Raw genomic sequence first — 17,932 nt, 5'->3', positions numbered from 1 at the left:
TGGGGAGACATCTGTATGGCCGAGGCGACCAGCACCGAGACCGGCGGGAGCGTAGTCCGCAACAGCGCCGTCATGGCGGTCGGCACGATCGTGAGCCGCCTGACCGGTTTCGGACGAAACGCGGTGATCGGCGCGGCCATCGGCGGCGCGGCGGTCGGCAACGCCTACTCGACCGCCCAGTTCTTCCCCCAGATGATCTACGAGCTCCTCCTCGGCGGGATCCTCACCAGCGTCCTGGTGCCCCTGCTGGTCCGCGCGCGCAAGACCGACGCCGACCGGGGTGAGGCCTACACCCAGCGCTTCGTGACCCTCATCGTGCTGCTCCTGGCCGCCGCGACGGCCCTGGTCGTCCTCTGCGCGCCGCTGCTGTCGGCCGCGCTGACGAAGAGCAACACGACCCTGGTCACGCAGCTGTCGTACCTGATGCTCCCGATGATCTTCTTCTACGGGGTCGCCGCCGTCCTGGCCGCCATTCTCAACACCCGCGGCCACTTCGCCGCCCCCATGTGGGCGCCGATCCTCAACAACATCGTCATCGTCATCACCGGCGTCCTGTTCCTCGTCTTCTTCGGCGCGACCGCCCCCACCCCGGAGAACATGACCGCGCCGATGATCCTGCTGCTCGGCGGGGGCACCACGGCCGGCATCATCGTGCAGGTCCTCGGGCTGCTTCCCTCGCTGCGCGGCGTCGGCTTCAAGATGAAGTGGCGCTTCGACTTCCGGCAGCTCCACCTCGGCCACATCGCACGCCTGTCGGCGTGGATGTTCTGCTACGTCGCCGTCAGCCAGGTCTCGGTCATCGCCGTCCTGCGCATCCTCAACGAGGTCAGCGACCGCGACCCCAACGCCGCCGGCCCCTTCATCTACAACGCCGCCTACCTGCTGATGATGATGGCGCACGGCATCGTCGCCGTCTCGATCATCACCGCCCTCATGCCCCGCATGAGCGCCGTGGCCGCCGAAGGACGCAACGCCGAGGTCTCCATGTACCTCTCCCAGGGCATCCGGCTGTCCGGTGTGATCCTGCTCCCCGCGACCGGCGCCTACGTCGTGTTCGGCGGCACCATCGCCGGCCTGCTGTTCGACTGGGGCAACTTCACCGCCGACCAGGCCGAGGCCACCGGACTCGTCACCGCGATGGCGGGTCTCACCCTCATGCCCTTCGCCGTCAGCCAGCTCCAGACCTTCGTGTTCTACGCGCTGCCCGACACCAAGACGCCGGCGCTGCTCAACATCCCCGCCGTCGCCATGCGCGTCGGCATCTACCTGCTGACCTTCGCGCTGCTTCCGGCCGCGATGGTCGCGCAGGGCCTCATGGTCGGCAACGGCGTCTCCTACGTGGTCGCCGCCCTCCTGGCCGCCGTCCTGCTGCGCCGCCGTCTCGGCCCGCTGGGAATGCGGCGGATCAGTGTTTCCCTCGTCAAGCTCGGCGCGGCCTCGGCGGCCGGCGCCCTGGCGGGCTGGCTCGTGCTGTGGCTGATCCCGAATGGACTGTCCGGTTCGGGCAAACTCAACGCGATCATCGACCTGATCGCCGGCGGCGCCGTGCTGGCCGTGGTCTATCTGGGCGTGGCGTACGCACTGCGCGCCAAGGAAGTCACCGATGTGGTTGGGTTGGTCAAAGGCAAGCTCGGACGCTGAGGACTTGGTCCCCTTTTGCGTCACGTCAACAGAGGCGACCCTCAGGCCTAGGCGACCGTCCGCGGACACCGTAGGCTGTCAGAGGTCCGCGGCAGCCTGCGGTCGACATAGGGAGGACACGAGGTGACACAGGTCGGTGCGCCTGCGGTGGGCGAACTCCTCGCCGACCGTTACCGGCTGGACGAGCACATCAACGATGACTCGACCGGTCGGCAAGTCTGGCGGGGGACCGATGTACTCCTCGCACGGCCCGTCACGGTGGTGCTGCGCACCCCCGGAGGCGAAGACGCCGTGGAGATGCTCCAGGCGGCCGTGGCCGCCAGCCGCGTCAACCACGCCCACATCGTGGGTGTGTACGACGCCGTCGACGAGGGTGACCGCGCTTACGTGGTCCGCGAATGGGTCGAGGGTCGCTCTCTGCGCGACATCGTCATCCACTCGCCGCTCGACCCCCGGCACGCCATCGCCGTGACGCTCGCCGTCGCCGAGGCCGTGACCGCCGTCCACGCCACCGGCGTCGCGCACGGCAACGTCCACGCCGGGACGGTCCTGCTCTCCGACGACGACCGCGTCGTCCTGTCCGACCCGCGCGCCGACGCGGCCGCCACCCAGACCGGTGACGTCCGCGCGATCGGCGCGACCCTGTACTGCGCCCTGACCGGCCTGTGGCCCAAAGAGGTCCCCGGCCCGGCGATCCTCCCCGACGCCGCGCGCGACGAGGCGGGAAACCTCCTGCCCCCCGCGACGGCCCTCCCGGGAGTCCCCGGCTACCTCGACCGGCTCACCACCGAGCTGCTCGACCCCGCCGACGCGCCCCCCACGGCCGCCGAACTCGTCGACGAGCTCTCACGCCTCGAAGGCACCGAGGGCACCGACGCGCTGGAGTTCGTGGCCGGCGGCGACGACGACCTGCACCCCGAGCAGCCCGCCAAGCCCGTCGGGCGGCGCTTCGCCTACGCGATCGCCGGGATGCTGGTGGCCGCGCTCGTCGCGCTGCTGGTGATCACCAACCTCCTTCCCGACGACGAGTCGGCAGAGAAGGACCCCGACCAGGCGACCGCCCAGGAGTCGCAGGACCCGGCGGCCACCGCGCAGCAGATCAAGCTCGACGCCAGCCAGGTCACGCTCATCGACCCCAAGGGCGACGGCGACGAGAACGACGGCGTGGAACTGGCCATCGACGGCAAGCCGAAGACCGGCTGGCAGACCAACGAGTACCACAACCGCTCGAACTTCGGGAACCTCAAGGAGGGGATGGGCCTGCTCATCGACCTCGGCGAGAAGCGCGAGATCACCCAGGTGATCGTCAACCTCGGTTCCGACGGCGTCGAGCTCTCCCTGCGCGCCGGTGACGACGCCTCCGACCCCAACGCCGTCATCGCCGATTTCAAGACCCTCGACGGGCCCAAGGTCAACGACGGCGCCACCGAGCGCTTCCAGCCCGAGGCGGGCTCCTCGTACCGGTACCTGATGATCTGGCTGACCGACCTGCCGCAGATCGAGAACGGCCACTACCAGGCGGCCGTGCAGGAAATCCAGGTCTACGCGAACTAGTCATGGCGCCCGTGAGCAACTTCGACGAGGTCGACGACGGCGAGCTGCTGCGCAGGCACCTCGTCGGTGACCACGAGGCCTTCGGCGAGCTCTTCCGCCGGCACCGCGAGCGCCTGTGGGCGGTGGCGCTGCGCACCCTCGGGCACCCCGAGGACGCCGCCGACGCCCTCCAGGACGCGATGATCTCGGCCTACCGTGCGGCGGGCCGCTTCCGCGGGGACTCGGCCGTCACGACGTGGCTGCACCGCATCGTCGTCAACGCCTGCCTCGACCGGGTCCGCCGCAATAAGGTGCGTGCCGCGCAGCCGCTGCCCGAGGGCGGCCCGGAGCCGGTGTCGAGCGAGGGGGACCCGTCGAAGGTCGCCACGAACATGGCGGTCGCCGAGGCTCTCGACGCGCTGCCCTTCGACCAGCGCGCGGCGCTGGTCCTGGTCGACATGATGGGCTACCCGGTCTCCGAGACGGGCAGGATCCTGGAGGTCCCGGAGGGCACGGTCAAGAGCAGGTGTGCGCGAGGTCGCACCCGTCTGGCGGAGTTGCTCGGTCACCTGCGGAACCCCGACGCCGATCCGGTCGTCCCATCAACATCACCACAACGCGCCGACCGAACACGAGGGGAGAGTGGCACATGAGCGAAGGACAGCCCGACCGGCTGCCCGACGAGCACGCCGCCCTCGACGCGGTGAGCGCCGACCTGCGCGCCTTCGCGGCGGAGACCCCGCCGATGCCGCCCGAGTTGATCACGCGGCTCGATCTCGCGCTGGAGGCCGAGCGGACCCGCGTCCACCCGGCGACGGTGCCCGTTTCACGTGAAACATCCCGCCGCCGCTGGCCGAGGCTCGTGCTGGCCTTCACGACCGGCATCGTGGTCTTGGCCGGCGTCTCCGTCGGTGTCAGCGCCCTGTGGCGCGGGCAGTCGGCGGACGAGTCCGACTCCGCCTCGAACCCCGGCAACGCCGACAACCCCGAGCTGGCCGCGCCAGACTCCGCGTCGGACGAGAACAGTTTCGGGGCCGAGACCGACGAGGGGCCGAAGACCACCGACAAGTCGAGCGCGGAGATCTACTACTCCGGGCGCGACTACTCGCGCACGACTCTTCCCGAGGTCGGGACGTCGAGCACGGTCAACAGCAGCGTCGACACCGACCTGAAGCGCCTGTCGTCGGACGAAACGGCCCTCGGCGCCTGTTTCACGGCGATCGAGACGCGCTACCCGGGCGACGTCGCCGTGGCCGACTTCGCCTACTTCGAGGGCGCGCCGTCCATCGTCGTGCGAGTGTCCCAAGTGGACGGTGGACAGCGTCTCGTCGCCGTCGGCGCCGACTGCGGCCTCACCGGGGCCGACGAGCTCTACGCGACTGCGGCGTGAGCAACACCTCGCCCGCCGCGAGGGACCATCGGGAATGACTTCTCCGTACCATGACGTTGCGCGGTCAGACAGTGCTGGCCGCCGAAGCGTGACGTCAAGGAGCTTGCAGTGAGCGACATTCGCAACGTGATCATCGTGGGATCCGGCCCGGCCGGGTACACGGCCGCGGTGTACACGGCGCGGGCCAACCTCAAGCCCCTCGTGATCGAGGGCGCCGAGTCCGGTGGTGCGCTCATGACCACCACCGAGGTCGAGAACTTCCCCGGCTTCGAGAAGGGCATCATGGGCCCCGAGCTCATGGACCAGATGCGCGCCCAGGCCGAGCGCTTCGGAGCCGAGTACATCACCGACGACGCCGTCTCGGTCGAGCTGGACGGAGACGTCAAGAGCGTCACCGTCGGCGACACGACCTACAAGGCGCACGCGGTGATCCTCGCCACCGGTTCGGCGTGGCGCCACCTCAACGTGCCGGGCGAGGACGAGCTCCTCGGCCACGGCGTCTCCTCCTGCGCGACCTGCGACGGGTTCTTCTTCCGCGACCAGGACATCGTCGTGGTCGGCGGCGGCGACACCGCGATGGAGGAGGCGAACTTCCTGACCAAGTTCGGCCGCACCGTCACGATCGTCCACCGCCGCGAGGAATTCCGGGCCAGCAAGATCATGGCCGACCGCGCGCTGGCCAACCCGAAGATCAGCGTCGAGTGGAACAGCGTCGTCGAGAGCATCCAGGGCACCGACGGGAAGGTCTCCGGCATCGTCCTGCGCGACGTCAACACCGGCGAGACGCGCGAGCGGGCCGCCGCCGGCGTGTTCATCGCCATCGGCCACGACCCCCGCAGTGAACTGTTCGCCGGTCAGGTGGACGTCGACGGCGAGGGTTACGTCAAGGTCGCCGCCCCCGGTACCGCCACCAACATTCCCGGCGTCTTCGCCGCCGGCGACCTCGTCGACCACACCTACCGGCAGGCGATCACCGCAGCCGGGACCGGCTGCGCGGCCGCTCTGGACGCAGAGCGCTACGTCGCGGCCATCGAGTCACTCTGAAGTCCACCGTTTTAGTTAGGAGCAGATCGTGGGAGCCACCAAGGTCGTCACCGATTCCTCGTTCGCCAGCGATGTGCTGGAGGCCGACAAGCCGGTGCTGGTCGACTTCTGGGCCGAGTGGTGCGGACCGTGCCGCAAGGTCTCGCCGGTACTCGAGGAACTCGCCGGCGAGCTGGGCGACCAGGTGTCGGTGGTCAAGCTGGAGATCGACCAGAACCCCAACACCGCGCGCAACTACCAGGTTCTCTCCGTGCCCACCCTGATGGTCTTCAAGGGCGGGCAGCCGGTCGGCACGGTCGTGGGCGCCAAGCCCAAGGGCGTGCTCCGCAAGCTCATCGAGCAGGCGCTGTAACCGAGGCTCGATGTAACCGCTGGTCGAGCACCGTTTCACGTGAAACGGCGGTCCCGGAAGGGGCCGCCGTTTTTCGTCTACGGGGGAGGGCTCCGGCGGGAACTCACGACCGCCGCTCGGCGACAGCGCGTCCCTGCCGTCCCCGCCGTCCTCGCCGTCCCCATGGTCCCGTCGTCCCCGACCTCAGGTCGCGCCTCCGGCCGGCACGACCGGCGAACCCGAACCCCACCGGCACGATGTTTCACGTGAAACACCTCCCGTTTCACGTGAAACATCGCCCCACCGTCACGACTCCGCGTCGACGATCTTGTCGATCATCTTCGCCAGCGCGAGGTCCTTGCGCGTCACCCCGCCCTCCGAGTGCGTCGAGCAGCGGAACGTCAGGGTGCGCCAGCGGATGTCCATGTCGGGGTGGTGGTTCATCTCCTCGGCCACCACGCCGACCCGCGCGACGACCGCGATCGCGTCGGGGAAGGTCGGCAACTCCACGACCCGCACGATGCTCTCGCCCTCGACCGACCAGTCGGCGACGTCGGTCAACTTCTCGCGCAGGACCGCTTCGTCCAGAATTTCGCTCATACCCCGACGGTACGGCCACCGCGCCCGCCACGCAGCGCACCGGCGACAGCGCGCGCAAACGCGTCGGGGTTGTCGACCATGATGTTGTGCCCGCAGTCGTCGATCGCGAGCACCTCGACGCCCGCCGCGACGAGCCCCGCCTCGCCGGCGACCTCACCGTCGGCCGAGGGATAGAGGTAGGTGCGGGGGATCGACATGCCGACCAGGTGCTCGCGCATGGTCGGCACCGATCCACGCGCCAGGTTGAGCGCCGTACGGTGCAACCCGATCGGGTCGGCAAGGCGCATCGTCGCCGCCCAGTGCGGCCCCACACGCCCCAGCGTCGCCTCCCACCCACCGTCGAGGAACTCCTCCTCGGTGTAGGCGGCGATGCCCGAACTCCCCACCCGCGCCGGCTGCGGCGCGATCGGGTCGAGGTTGGCGTCGACCAACACCAGCCGCCGCACCAGCCCGGGATGCCGCGCCGCCAGCAGAATCGCCACCGCACCGCCCATCGAGTGCGCGACGACGTCGGCCTCGCCGACAGCCGCGGCCTCCATCGCCACGGCCACCGCGTCGGCATGCGCCTCCAAGGTGTACGCGAAGTCGCCCGGCCGGTCGCTGACACCGTGGCCGAGCAGGTCCATCAGCAGCGAACGATGCCCGGCCAGCTCCGGGTGGGAAACAACACCGGCGTAGTACGGCGCCGAACTGGCGCCCAAGCCGTGCAGGTAGACGCGGGCCGGCTCACGGCCGGGAATCTCGGCCCAGCGGATGGCGGCGCCGTCGGGGCGAACAGGGGCGGATCGCATGGCGTGCTCCTCAGTCGGGGTAACTCGCCAACAAGATACATAGATACCGAGGTATCTCGCAACAGGGGTAGGATGAGGACATGCTCGAACTCGCCGTGCTCGGATTCCTGCGCGACGCCGAACTCCACGGCTACGAACTGCGCAAAAGGGTCGCCGCCCTCACCGGCCACGTCCGGCCGATCGCCGACGGGACCCTGTACCCGCTGCTGAAACGGCTCGAAGGAAACAACCTGATCGTGCGGGAAACCCGCCCCGGGCAGGTCGCCGCGCCCCGCCACATGCTCAGCCTCACCGAGTGCGGGGAAGCCGAACTCCACACCCGCCTGGCCCGGCCCGGCGAACTGTTCATCACCGACGAGAACCGCTGGTTCACGATGCTGGCGTTCCTGCGGCACCTCGAAGACCCCGCCGAACAGGCGACCGTCCTGCGCCGCCGGCTCGACTTCCTCACCCAGCCGGCCAGTTTCTTCTGGGACGGCGACAAGCCGCTGCGCGCCGAGGACTTCGCCGACCCGTTCCGCAAAGGCCTGTTCACCATCGCCACCGCGACCAGCCGCACCGAGATCCGCTGGCTTCGCGAGACCATCGCCGAGCTGGAAACCGCGGCCGCCCCCGCCTGACCAGGCGGGAAACTCAGTGCCCGCGCACCCGCTCGTAGGAGCCGCGCGCCTGCGCCCCGATCACCGAACCCGCCGTCGCCAGGAGCTGGTCGAGCGCCCTGTCGACCTCCGCCCGCCACGACAGCGCCGTGCGCAGCTCCAGCCGCAACCGCGGATAGTGCGGGTCGGAACGCACGGTCTTGAAGCCCACCGAGCGCAGGAAGTCGGCCGGCGCCACGCACGCGTGCTCCTCGCCGCGCTGGTCGCCGAACACCTCGATCGCCTTCATCCCCCTGCGCGCCAGGTCCTTCGCCGCCGACTGCAGCAGCTCCCGCCCCATCCCGCTCCCGGCGTACTCGGGAACCACATGGGCCGTCGTCAGCAGCACCGCGTCATGCGACACCGGCGCCGAGGGAAACGCGGCCGCACGCGGCACGTAGGCCGGGGGTGCGTACAGCACGTAACCGGCCGGGGTGTCGCCCTCGTAGGCCACCCGGCCGCACGCGCCCCACTCCAGCAGGGCAGTGGATACCCAGAGTTCCTTCTCGAAGCCGGCGTCCCCGCCGTCGCAAGCCTGCTCCGCGGCCACCGGATCGAGCTCCCAGAACACACATCCCCGGCATCGGCGCGGCAGGTCCTCAAGCACATCGAGCGTCAAGCTCACAATTCGTCGTGACATCGCTACCTATCGTATTCGTAGAAGTGTCGGTAGCATGGCAGATCTCTACGTCCGCAGGAGGTGCCGTGTCCGGTACGACACTCGACGACTACACAGATCGGTACGCGCAGCGGGTCCACGGCATGGCACAGTCGGAGATCCGCGCACTCTTCTCCGTGGCGAGCCGTCCCGAAATCGTCTCCCTCGCGGGCGGGAACCCTTACACCGCAGCGCTTCCGCTCGGCGAGGTCGGCGAGATGTTCGCCGAGATGCTCGCCACCGACGGCGCCAAGGCCCTCCTCTACGGACCCGGACAGGGCGACGCACAACTGCGTGAGGCCATCTGCATGGTCATGGCCGACGCCGGAGTCGATCTGTCCGTCGGCGCGTCGCCCGACGACGTGGTCGTCACCGTCGGCGCCCAGCAGGCTCTCGACCTCATCACCCGCATCTTCTGCGACCCCGGCGACGTCGTCATCGCCGAGGGCCCCACCTACGTCGGCGCCCTCGGCGTGTTCCAGGCCGCCCAGTGCGAGGTCGTGCACGTCCCGGTCGACGACGACGGGCTCATCCCCGAGGCGCTTGAGGAAACCCTCGCCGATCTCGCCAAGCACGGGAAACGGCCGAAATTCCTCTACACCGTGCCGACCTACCAGAACCCGACCGGCGTCACCCTCACCGAGCAGCGCCGGGAACGCGTCCTGGACATCTGCGAGGAAGCCGGCCTCCTCGTCGTCGAGGACGACCCCTACGGCGCGCTCGGCTTCGAGGGCCAGCCGCCGAAGGCGCTGCGCGCCCGCCGCCGCAAGGGCATCTTCTACGTCGGCACCTTCTCCAAGACCTTCGCCGCCGGACTGCGCGTCGGCTGGGTCCTGGCCCCGCCCGCCGTCCGCGACAAGCTCGTCCTGGCCACCGAGGCCGCCATCCTCTGCCCGAGCGCGCTCACCCAGACCGCCGTCGTGCGCTACCTGACGACGATGGCCTGGCGCGAACAGGTCAAGACCTTCCGCCAGCTCTACGGCTCCCGCCGCGACGCGCTCCTGAGCGCCCTGGCCGACTACATGCCGGCCGGGATGCGCTGGACCAAGCCCGGCGGCGGCCTGTTCGTGTGGGCCGAGCTTCCCGAAGGGCTCGACTCCAAGGCCATGCTGCCGCGCGCGCTCCAGCAACGCGTCGCCTACGTCCCCGGCACCGGCTTCTTCGCCGACGGCTCCGGACGCGGCCAGATGCGCCTCAACTTCTCCTTCCCTCCTGCCGACCGCATCCGCGAGGGGGTGCGTAGGCTCGCCGACGTGATCACCGAACAGTCCGCGCTGTCCCAGACCTTCGGCGAGAGTCACCCGTCGGCATCCGACGACGTGGTCCCGCGACCATGAGCGCCAGCGGATCGGAGCCCGCCGCAGCCCAGGCCATCGCCGAACTGGCCGACGCCCGCGTCCTGATCCTCGCCGGCGGCCTCTCCTACGAACGCGACGTGTCTCTGCGCTCGGGACGCCGGATCGCCGATGCGCTCGGCGAACTCGGCGTCCACGCCGAGATCTCCGACGTCGACTCCTCGCTGCTGTCGACCCTGGCCAAGGATCCGCCCGACGCGGTCGTTTTCGCGCTGCACGGTGCCACAGGGGAGGACGGGTCCCTTCGGGGCGTCCTGGAGCTTCTGGGGGTGCCCTACGTGGGTCCCTCGGCGACCTCGGCGAGCCGGGCGTGGGATAAGCCGGGAGCGAAGACCCTCGTGCGCGAGGCGGGCATCACCACGCCCGACTGGATCGCCCTGCCGCGCGAGACCTTCTCCGATCTCGGTGCCGGAGCGCTCCTCGAACGCATCGGCGACAGCATGGGCCTCCCACTCGTCGTAAAACCTTCTCGCGGCGGTTCGGGTCTCGGCGTCCAGCGCGTCTCGACCGCCGGCGAACTGCCCGCGGCGATGATGGCCGCCTTCGCCTACGGCGACACCGCGCTCATCGAACGCTTCGTGCCGGGCGCCGACATCGCCGTCTCCGTCGTCGACCTCGGCGACGGCCCCCGCGCCCTTCCCGCCGTGGAGATCGCACCGAAGGGCGGCGAGTACGACTACGTCGCCCGCTACAACGCCGGCGCGACCACGTGGCACTGCCCCGCACGTCTGCCCGCCGACGTCGCCGAGCGCGTCGCCGAGATCGCCGTCGCCGCGCACAAGGCGCTCGCGCTGGGCGACCTGTCGCGGGTGGACCTCATGGTGCCGCCCGACGGTGAGCCGGCCTTCCTGGAGGCGAACGTGGCGCCGGGGATGACCGAGACGTCGCTGCTTCCGCACGCCGCCCGCGCCGCCGGTATCGGCGTCGGGCATCTGCTGGCATCGCTGGTGCGCAACGCCATCCGGCGTTAGCCGTCGTTGAGGTAGGCGGCGAGGAAGTCGAGATCCTCCCGCCACTTCTTCTCCTCGACGGGCGGCAGGATGTCGTCCCACATCGTCATGAACGGGCCGCGCATGTTCAGCCGGCCGTAAGGGCGCGCGAGGAACCACACCTGAAGGTGCGCGCTGGAGTCTCCCCAGCGGGCGACGTGGACGCGGCCGACGCCGTCGAGCGAGCGGATCGCGCGCTCCAGGCGGACGGTGAGGACGCCGAGTTCGGCGGCGTGCATCGTCGAGAGGTCGCCGAGGTCGAGGTGCGAGCGCGTCTCGAGGATGAGGACCATCGGCAGACCGCTGGGCTTGGGGAGTCCCTTGACGCGCCAGCGGTCGTCGGTCCAGAGGTAGTCGGCGTCGGTGGAGGCGCACGAGGGGCACTCGGCGGGATCCTCACCGCGTCTCGGCGGTTCGACGCCGACGGGCTCGTCGATGGGCTTGAGCCGAAGTTCACCGGTGAAGGGGAACGACGGCCACGCCACGAAGTCGGGTAGTCGGGGTCCCTGCGCGTCGGCTGCCACGCCTGGCACGGTACCGGGTCCGGGCGACATCCGGCACCGCCCGGCGTCCACTTTCACCGAAAGGAAACCCCCGCCGCTGTCGAGCGGCGAGGGCACCGTTTCACGTGAAACATCGACGACGGCGTCCACTGCCGACAAGGTCTCCCGCACGGGTTCGAGCGTGTGGGAAACCCGGCATCAGGCGCCGGCGAGGCCGCCTGATGAGCGGGCGGCTAACGCAGGCGCCGCCACATGATGATGTCGTCGCGGTAGTCGTCGGCGGAGATCTTGACCGCCTGGGGGAGTCGCCCGACTTCGACGAATCCGTGGCGCAGATAGAACTCTTCGGCACCCGTGCCGGAGCGAACCTTGAGGCTCAGCGCTTCGAGCGCGAGCACACTGCGGGCGACGGTGTCGACCGCGGCGAGCAGCCGCCCGCCGAGTCCCGCGCCCTGCCGGTCGGGGTCGACCTGAACGTGCCGGACCGTACGCCATCCCTGTCGCGGCGGACTGTCGTTGGACGCGAGGACGCACCAGCCGACAATGGTTTCTCCTTCCGTGAGGGCCACCAGGGTGTCCGTCCCGTCGATCACTCGCGCGAGGATCGACACGGTGGTCGGTCGCACCTCTGGGACGGTCACCGGGGCGACGAAGCCCGCGGATCCACCCGCGTTGGTGACCCGGACCCACAGGTCGGTCATCTCGTTGACGAGGTCGGCGGTGACGGGCGGATCGACTAGGACGCCGATCTCCCCGGTGAGCGTGGAAGAAGACACGTGGTCAAGAGTGACCGATCACCAGGGGTGACGCACGTCCGATTCCCATAATCCGGGCAAGCTCACACCCGGACGTAGCAGGGCTCACGCCCACCGGCCGCAGAGTTGGCTTTGGCTACGCCTCACCGACGTGTGGGCGGCCCGCGATGTTCCACGTGAAACATCACGGTTTCCCGCCTGGGCGCTGTGTCGAGGTGCGCGGGTTTCGGTTCCACCGCAGTCTCCTCACCCCCGACGATCGCTCGCCAGGATGGTCGGCTGATGCGACGACAGTCGAGCGACGCGGGTCCCCCACAACCGGCCGGCCGGCCACCCGCTCACGGCACCGCCGTCCCGGGCCGATGTTTCACGTGAAACAGCTCGCGCACCGACCCGTCTCTGTCGCCTTCCCCGTCGCCGTCGCCATCGCAGACCGAGATACCGCGCGGAGCGGATCGCCGAGGACCTCTGGGTGCGATCGCAGACTCCTCGACGCGCGCCGCGCGTCGACGGCGAAGGACTCGACGCTGACCCGAGATTGGCGACACTCGGCGCTACTTCCGCTGCCCCCAAAGGGATCCCGTCGGAGGGCTCGCCGCGACAAGCGTCGGGATCGGCCGCTCATCCACACCAGCTGGCCGACCCAACTGAACTCCGCCGCCCAACCAAGAACTCAGAAACGGCGGCGGCCGTTTCACGTGAAACGGCCGCGAGCGCCGGTGCCGGTTCTCCGTCGCTCCTTCCTCGGAGGCCCGGCCCGATGTTTCACGTGAAACGAAGCCTTCGCCCTTCCCGCCTGAAGGCCAACCGATTCCTCTCACCGGCCGCTCCCTCCCGGCGATGTTTCACGTGAAACAAGCCGCGACCGGTACCGGCTCACGACCGCCGTCGCCTCCGCAACCCTTCTTTCGGGACGGCGAAAGGTAGCTCCGCATTCGACGACTCGGGGATCCGCCGAGCACCCCGGGCACCACATCGGAAGGGCGAGCTTCAACTATCGCCCAGAACCGGGAGGTCGGAAAGGAAGGCCCGTCCCCAACCGCACCGCGATGTTTCACGTGAAACGGGAGCCGCGCGCCCAACCGCCGCAACGAAGCGAGCGATCCTCGGCCTGCCCGATGTTTCACGTGAAACGGCGGCCCAGCCGGAATCACCCGAGTCGCTTCATCCACTCGGTCGACTCGGGCGCCTCGGTCATCCCGAACTTTCGGTACAGGGACAGCGCTCCTGTCCGGTTTCCCGTCGAGACGCTGAGGGTCATCGCGGGAAACCCTCGGTCGATGAACGCGTCCATCATGGCGACCAGCAGCGCCTGCCCGATCCCGTGCCCGCGTTCCGACTCGCGGACGCCGAACCCTCCGAGATACCCGACGGGTCCGCCGTCCTCCATCCGCCGGGAACCGAGGGCGAAGCCCACGATCCTTCCGTCCCGGCGAGCCACGATCCACAGCGCCGGATCGTACGGCCGCAGGGGATTCTCGCGATGATCGCGCCACCACGCCGGCTCGTTGTTTCCTTCGGGAAACACTTCGTGCGCCACGGCGTAGATCTCCCCGGAGTCGCGCTCCTCGTCGAAGCGACCGACGTCCACACCGGGCGGCGGCGCCACCGAGGTGGGCCGGCTCGCCAAGTCGACGCGCATGCGGGATATCCGAGTCACCGGCTCGAACGAGGTCGACGCCAGCACATCCCCGAGGACGGAGTCCGTGGCGTTCGAGTGCACCTTCAAAGTCCCGGCACCGACCGACACCGCCCGGCGCTCCGCGAAGGAGACGAGGGCAGCGACGATCGGCCGCCCTCCCCAGACGTCGGGGCGAGCGACGACGAGGCAGCGGGCGACTTCCCCGTCGCGCCACACGTGCCCGAACCCGATCGCTCGCCGGTCTGCCGCCGCGACGATGGCGGAGACGGTTCCCGGGGTCCTGAGTCTCGCCTTGGCGACACCGGTCGGGGATCCCCGACCGGTGTGCGCCCTGGAATGGTCCGTGAGGAGAGCGTCGATGGACTTGGCATCGGACGGCACGGCGGGTTTGAGGTAGAGGCGCACGGCGTCTCCCTTCTCGGCACCGGGAACACGAAAGCCGGGTGGCGAACCACCCGGCTTTCATCATCGCCGTTTCACGTGAAACGGCGAACCTGCGCTAGTCCTCGTTCTTCGGCTTCATGCCCATCACGCCGATGATGCGTTCGAGGTCGGCGACCGTGGCGAACTCGATCATGATCCGCCCCTTCCGCTGCCCGAGGTTGACCTTCACACGTGTGTCGAAGTGGTCGGCGAGCCGGTTCGACAGCTCCTCGACGCCGGGCGCGTGCGCCTTGACCTTCCGCTTGCCGGTGACGGGATCGGTCACTTCCTCGGGGGAGGCGACCGCCGTCAGGTCCTGGACGATCTCCTCGGTCGTACGCACCGAGAGTCCCTCGGCAACGATGCGCTTCGCCAGGTGCTCCTGCTGCTCGGCCAGGCCCAGCCCGAGCAGCGCGCGGGCGTGGCCCGCGGTGAGGACACCGGCGGCGACCCGGCGCTGGACGGCACCCGGGAGGTTCAGCAGGCGGATCGTGTTCGAGATCTGCGGCCGGCTGCGCCCGATCCGGCGCGACAGCTCCTCCTGCGTCACCCCGAACTCTTCGAGGAGCTGCTGGTAGGCCGCGCCCTCTTCGAGGGGGTTCAGTTGCGCGCGGTGGATGTTCTCCAGGAGGGCGTCGCGAAGCATGTCCTCGTCGCGGGTTTCCCGCACGATCGCGGGAATCGAGTCGAGGCCGATCGCCCGGCTGGCGCGCAGGCGACGCTCGCCCATGATGAGCTCGTAACGGGAGAGGGTGCCGTGCTCGGTTTCCTGCGTGTAGGGGCGCACCACGATGGGCTGGAGGAGCCCGACTTCGCGGATCGAGGTCTTCAGCTCCTCAAGGGCGTCCTCGTCGAAGACCTCCCTCGGCTGCTTCGGGTTGACCAGGATCTGGTCGAGCGGCACGAAGCGGAACTTCGCGCCGGGAACCGGTTCGAGGTCGAGTTCGTCGTCTTCCTCGGCGGCGGCGACCGGCTTGGCCTGTTCGCCGGGCTCGGCGGCCGCAAGGGTTTCCTTGGGCTTGGGAGCGTCGCCGTGCAGCGATGCTTCACGTGGAACAACGAACTGCTCGGGAACGTCGGGCGGAGTCGGCCGCTCAGCCCGCTGCCTCTCCAGCTGGTCCATGGCGGCGTGCAGCGCGGGAAACTCCGGCGTGGCAGCCGGGCTTGTCTCGCGGGTCAGGTCGGAGACGTCGGTCGGGATGAGTGCCCCGAGGCCTCGCCCTAGGCCACGTCGCTTCGGCGGCGCCATTACCGGTCTCCCATCGCGGCGCCGCGAACGGCGATCTCCTCGGCGGCCTCGAAGTAGCTCGTCGCTCCTCGCGAGCCCGGGTCGTAGGTCATGACCGACTGGCCATAGCCGGGCGCCTCCGACACGCGCACGCTCCGGGGCACGACCGACTTGAGGACGGTGTCGCCGAAGTGGCCGCGCACCTCCTGCTCGACCTGGTCGGCGAGCTTGGTGCGCCCGTCGTACATGGTGAGCAGAATCGTCGAGACCCGCAGCTGCGGATTCAGGTGGGCTTTGACGAGCTCGATGTTGCGCAGCAGCTGCCCGAGACCTTCCAGCGCGTAGTACTCGCACTGGATGGGGATGAGCACCTCTTGCGCGGCGACGAGCGCGTTGACGGTGAGGAGACCCAGCGACGGCGGGCAGTCGATGAAGACGTAGTCGAGCTCCTGCTCGTAGCCTTCGATCGCCATGCGCAGCCGCGACTCGCGGGCCACCATCGAGACCAGCTCGACTTCGGAGCCGGCGAGGTCGATGGTCGCCGGCACGCACCACAGGTTCGGGATGCCGTCGACGGTCGTGGCGACCTCGTTGAGCGGCACGCTCTCGATGAGCGAGTCGTAGATGCTCGGGACCTCGGTGTGGTGGTCGACGCCGAGACCGGTGGAGGCGTTCCCCTGCGGGTCGAGGTCGATGACCATGACCCGGTTCCCGTGCAGCGCAAGGGATACAGCGAGGTTCACCGCACTGGTCGTCTTGCCGACGCCGCCCTTCTGGTTGGCCACCGCCATGACTCGGCAGTGCGTCGGGCGCGGCATGAGGACCGCTCCGCCGGGGTTGAGGACCTTGACCGCGCGCTTGGCCTCTTGGGCCAGCGGCAGGTCGTCCTCAGCCTCGGGCGGCTTGCGCGGCCCCGTGGGCAGGCCGGCGGCCTGCGCCTTGTCCTCGTCGGAATGACGCCCGCGCGTCTGTGGATACACCCCGCCGGGTCCAACCCGACTGGCTCTGCGCTCCGACTCGTCGTCGGTGTAGATCTGCCGCATCTCCCGCTCCCCGTGGTACGGCTCCGCCATATCAGCTTCTCTGCGCGCACCCCTTAAAGGCGCGGCTTCAGAGGGAGCGGCCGCAGGTGTTCCCTGCGCCGCTGCGGCATCCAGCATCTCGCGGATCCGCCGGTGGCTCGAGTTGCCGCCTAGCGGGGTCGCATCTTCAGACATCATCCACACCTCGTCGCGTCGGACACGACATACGCGCGGCTGCTTCCACCGTCAGATCGCCCGGTGTTTCACGTGAAACGGTCGCGCGCATGCTTCGACAGACTACGAGGCTTCTTTGCGTGCCCGCCATCCGACACCCGGGCATCGCTGCGGCAAGTTCGCCGGGCGGCGGCCGGTAGCCGTGGTGGGGGAGATGAAGTCGCCGGTGGGGGGATGTTTCACGTGAAACGGGGAGCGTGGGGCGGGGAGGAAGGTGCGATGTTTCACGTGAAACGGTGGCGGCGTTCGTTCGATGTTTCACGTGAAACGGTGCCACGGAGGCCGCGGCCGTCCGGCGGGCGGAGGTTGCGGGCCGTGGCGAGGGGAGCGAGGGGAGCGAGGGGAGCGAGGGGAGCGAGGGGAGCGAGGGGAGCGAGGGGAGCGAGGGGACGATATCCGCGCCCGGCGGGGCTGCCGAACCTCACGGAGCGGGCAGGCGGGAGGAGAGTGACAGACTTTCGCGTGGACCGCCAGCTCGGAACTTCCTCACCAGTGCCACGCGCGATGGCCCAAGCATCCCCGTCGCGCAACTGGCTCGCTCGGCGTGGCCCTCGCCGGGTGTCTGTTGTCGCTTCGTCGGGCACCACCCTGTACTGGACGCTGAGGTATTCGCCATACCGGCAACCTCGGCTGAGGAAGGTACCGGGGAACCAGCACGGCGATAGGACGGGCAGCCAAGAAGCGAGGGGGCCGGAGCACGAGTAGGCCGCGGGCGTCGTGGGATCGGCCGGCGCGAAGCAAGCGTTCCCAGTCGCGAGACCCGGACCATGCGAGCGGACCGAGCGCCGCGAAGCGGGGGAGGGCGTCGAGGAGGAGAGCAAGCCCGTCGCCGAACCGAGTGGACGCCTTCGAGCGCGCATCTAGCCTGACGACGTGTGGCGCGGCCCTGGTCGACCACTGCACTCCACCCCAACGCTCGGGCGGCGACTCGTCGGCACGCACTGCGCGCAACAGTCGACGCCGACCGCCAACGTGTGCCACCGGGTCGAAGCGACCCCACCGACCGCCACGAGCCCGACCCCGCCGCACCCCCGGCCCGGGAAGCAAACGCCCAGACCGCCCCAATGTTTCACGTGAAACGGCGGCCCGCAGGCCGCCGTTCGCACTCAAGTTCGGGAAACACTCAGCGCCGCGCACTCCACCTCGCGCCGCCGC

Annotated in this window: 17 protein-coding genes; 9 read left to right on the top strand and 8 right to left on the bottom strand. The window is 69.5% G+C overall.

The window, feature by feature from the left end:
* The first annotated feature begins 15 nt into the window (after positions 1-15).
* From murJ to trxA, 6 genes are all read left to right on the top strand, one after another.
* Positions 16-1,641, top strand: a complete 1,626-nt coding sequence (murJ, locus tag AB0I28_RS22085) for a murein biosynthesis integral membrane protein MurJ (RefSeq protein WP_357496074.1) — start codon at positions 16-18, stop codon at positions 1,639-1,641.
* A gap of 123 nt (positions 1,642-1,764) precedes the next feature.
* Positions 1,765-3,195 carry a protein kinase family protein gene (locus tag AB0I28_RS22080; protein ID WP_357496072.1) on the top strand — a complete coding sequence of 477 codons (1,431 nt, stop codon included), beginning with the start codon at positions 1,765-1,767 and terminating at the stop codon, positions 3,193-3,195.
* 11 nt (positions 3,196-3,206) lie between these two features.
* Positions 3,207-3,827, top strand: coding sequence for an RNA polymerase sigma factor SigM (gene sigM / locus AB0I28_RS22075; RefSeq protein ID WP_357496070.1), 621 nt, complete (start codon positions 3,207-3,209; stop codon positions 3,825-3,827).
* A complete protein-coding gene (locus AB0I28_RS22070; RefSeq protein WP_357496069.1) occupies positions 3,824-4,564 on the top strand; it encodes a hypothetical protein in 741 nt (246 codons plus the stop codon). Before sigM ends, AB0I28_RS22070 begins: the two co-directional genes overlap by 4 nt.
* Before the next feature lie 108 nt (positions 4,565-4,672).
* Positions 4,673-5,608, top strand: coding sequence for a thioredoxin-disulfide reductase (gene trxB / locus AB0I28_RS22065; RefSeq protein WP_357496067.1), 936 nt, complete (start codon positions 4,673-4,675; stop codon positions 5,606-5,608).
* A 28-nt stretch (positions 5,609-5,636) separates the two neighbouring features.
* Complete coding sequence (gene trxA / locus AB0I28_RS22060; RefSeq protein WP_357496065.1) at positions 5,637-5,960, top strand: thioredoxin; 324 nt, start codon at positions 5,637-5,639, stop codon at positions 5,958-5,960.
* Between the two features lie 285 nt (positions 5,961-6,245).
* On the opposite strand, the gene AB0I28_RS22055 is transcribed toward trxA, so the two are convergent.
* Positions 6,246-6,539, bottom strand: coding sequence for a 4a-hydroxytetrahydrobiopterin dehydratase (locus AB0I28_RS22055; RefSeq protein ID WP_357496063.1), 294 nt, complete (start codon positions 6,537-6,539; stop codon positions 6,246-6,248).
* Positions 6,536-7,330 carry an alpha/beta hydrolase gene (locus AB0I28_RS22050; RefSeq protein WP_357496061.1) on the bottom strand — a complete coding sequence of 265 codons (795 nt, stop codon included), beginning with the start codon at positions 7,328-7,330 and terminating at the stop codon, positions 6,536-6,538. Before AB0I28_RS22050 ends, AB0I28_RS22055 begins: the two co-directional genes overlap by 4 nt.
* Positions 7,331-7,410: 80 nt before the next feature.
* Here AB0I28_RS22050 and AB0I28_RS22045 point away from each other — a divergent pair, with 80 nt between their 5' ends.
* Complete coding sequence (locus AB0I28_RS22045) at positions 7,411-7,950, top strand: PadR family transcriptional regulator (protein WP_357496059.1); 540 nt, start codon at positions 7,411-7,413, stop codon at positions 7,948-7,950.
* A 13-nt stretch (positions 7,951-7,963) separates the two neighbouring features.
* Here AB0I28_RS22045 and AB0I28_RS22040 read toward each other — a convergent pair whose 3' ends face one another.
* The gene (locus AB0I28_RS22040; RefSeq protein ID WP_357496057.1) at positions 7,964-8,608 is read right to left on the bottom strand and encodes a GNAT family N-acetyltransferase; all 645 of its coding nucleotides are present in this window, start codon (positions 8,606-8,608) and stop codon (positions 7,964-7,966) included.
* 65 nt (positions 8,609-8,673) lie between these two features.
* Between AB0I28_RS22040 and AB0I28_RS22035 the strand changes: the two genes are divergently transcribed.
* Both AB0I28_RS22035 and AB0I28_RS22030 read left to right on the top strand, forming a co-directional pair.
* Positions 8,674-9,963 carry a PLP-dependent aminotransferase family protein gene (locus tag AB0I28_RS22035; protein WP_357496055.1) on the top strand — a complete coding sequence of 430 codons (1,290 nt, stop codon included), beginning with the start codon at positions 8,674-8,676 and terminating at the stop codon, positions 9,961-9,963.
* Positions 9,960-10,952, top strand: a complete 993-nt coding sequence (locus tag AB0I28_RS22030; RefSeq protein WP_357496053.1) for a D-alanine--D-alanine ligase — start codon at positions 9,960-9,962, stop codon at positions 10,950-10,952. The genes AB0I28_RS22035 and AB0I28_RS22030 overlap by 4 nt, the downstream gene beginning before the upstream one ends.
* On the opposite strand, the gene AB0I28_RS22025 is transcribed toward AB0I28_RS22030, so the two are convergent.
* From AB0I28_RS22025 to AB0I28_RS22005, 5 genes are all read right to left on the bottom strand, one after another.
* Entirely contained in the window at positions 10,949-11,494 is a 546-nt protein-coding gene (locus tag AB0I28_RS22025) for a hypothetical protein (RefSeq protein ID WP_357496051.1), read from the bottom strand. The two genes, AB0I28_RS22030 and AB0I28_RS22025, sit on opposite strands and share 4 nt — an antisense overlap.
* A 212-nt stretch (positions 11,495-11,706) precedes the next feature.
* Complete coding sequence (locus AB0I28_RS22020) at positions 11,707-12,249, bottom strand: GNAT family N-acetyltransferase (protein WP_357496049.1); 543 nt, start codon at positions 12,247-12,249, stop codon at positions 11,707-11,709.
* A 1,129-nt stretch (positions 12,250-13,378) separates the two neighbouring features.
* Positions 13,379-14,275: a GNAT family N-acetyltransferase gene (locus tag AB0I28_RS22015; protein WP_357496047.1), complete on the bottom strand. Its 897-nt coding sequence runs from the start codon at positions 14,273-14,275 to the stop codon at positions 13,379-13,381.
* A gap of 94 nt (positions 14,276-14,369) precedes the next feature.
* Positions 14,370-15,542, bottom strand: a complete 1,173-nt coding sequence (locus tag AB0I28_RS22010) for a ParB/RepB/Spo0J family partition protein (RefSeq protein WP_357496046.1) — start codon at positions 15,540-15,542, stop codon at positions 14,370-14,372.
* Entirely contained in the window at positions 15,542-16,594 is a 1,053-nt protein-coding gene (locus AB0I28_RS22005; RefSeq protein WP_357496044.1) for a ParA family protein, read from the bottom strand. Before AB0I28_RS22005 ends, AB0I28_RS22010 begins: the two co-directional genes overlap by 1 nt.
* Between the last annotated feature and the right edge of the window lie 1,338 nt (positions 16,595-17,932).

Source organism: Phytomonospora sp. NPDC050363, assembly GCF_040655735.1.
GTDB lineage: Bacteria > Actinomycetota > Actinomycetes > Mycobacteriales > Micromonosporaceae > Phytomonospora.
The sequence above is the reverse complement of the archived record's forward strand: the minus strand, read 5'-3'. Positions and strand labels throughout refer to the sequence as shown.

Coding starts and splice junctions, on each gene's coding strand:
- AB0I28_RS22005 (WP_357496044.1), bottom strand. CDS start 16,594: ATGGCGGAGCCGTACCACGGGGAGCGGGAGATGCGGCAGATCTACACC.
- AB0I28_RS22040 (WP_357496057.1), bottom strand. CDS start 8,608: ATGTCACGACGAATTGTGAGCTTGACGCTCGATGTGCTTGAGGACCTG.
- AB0I28_RS22030 (WP_357496053.1), top strand. CDS start 9,960: ATGAGCGCCAGCGGATCGGAGCCCGCCGCAGCCCAGGCCATCGCCGAA.
- AB0I28_RS22070 (WP_357496069.1), top strand. CDS start 3,824: ATGAGCGAAGGACAGCCCGACCGGCTGCCCGACGAGCACGCCGCCCTC.
- AB0I28_RS22010 (WP_357496046.1), bottom strand. CDS start 15,542: ATGGCGCCGCCGAAGCGACGTGGCCTAGGGCGAGGCCTCGGGGCACTC.
- AB0I28_RS22055 (WP_357496063.1), bottom strand. CDS start 6,539: ATGAGCGAAATTCTGGACGAAGCGGTCCTGCGCGAGAAGTTGACCGAC.
- AB0I28_RS22045 (WP_357496059.1), top strand. CDS start 7,411: ATGCTCGAACTCGCCGTGCTCGGATTCCTGCGCGACGCCGAACTCCAC.
- murJ (WP_357496074.1), top strand. CDS start 16: ATGGCCGAGGCGACCAGCACCGAGACCGGCGGGAGCGTAGTCCGCAAC.
- AB0I28_RS22050 (WP_357496061.1), bottom strand. CDS start 7,330: ATGCGATCCGCCCCTGTTCGCCCCGACGGCGCCGCCATCCGCTGGGCC.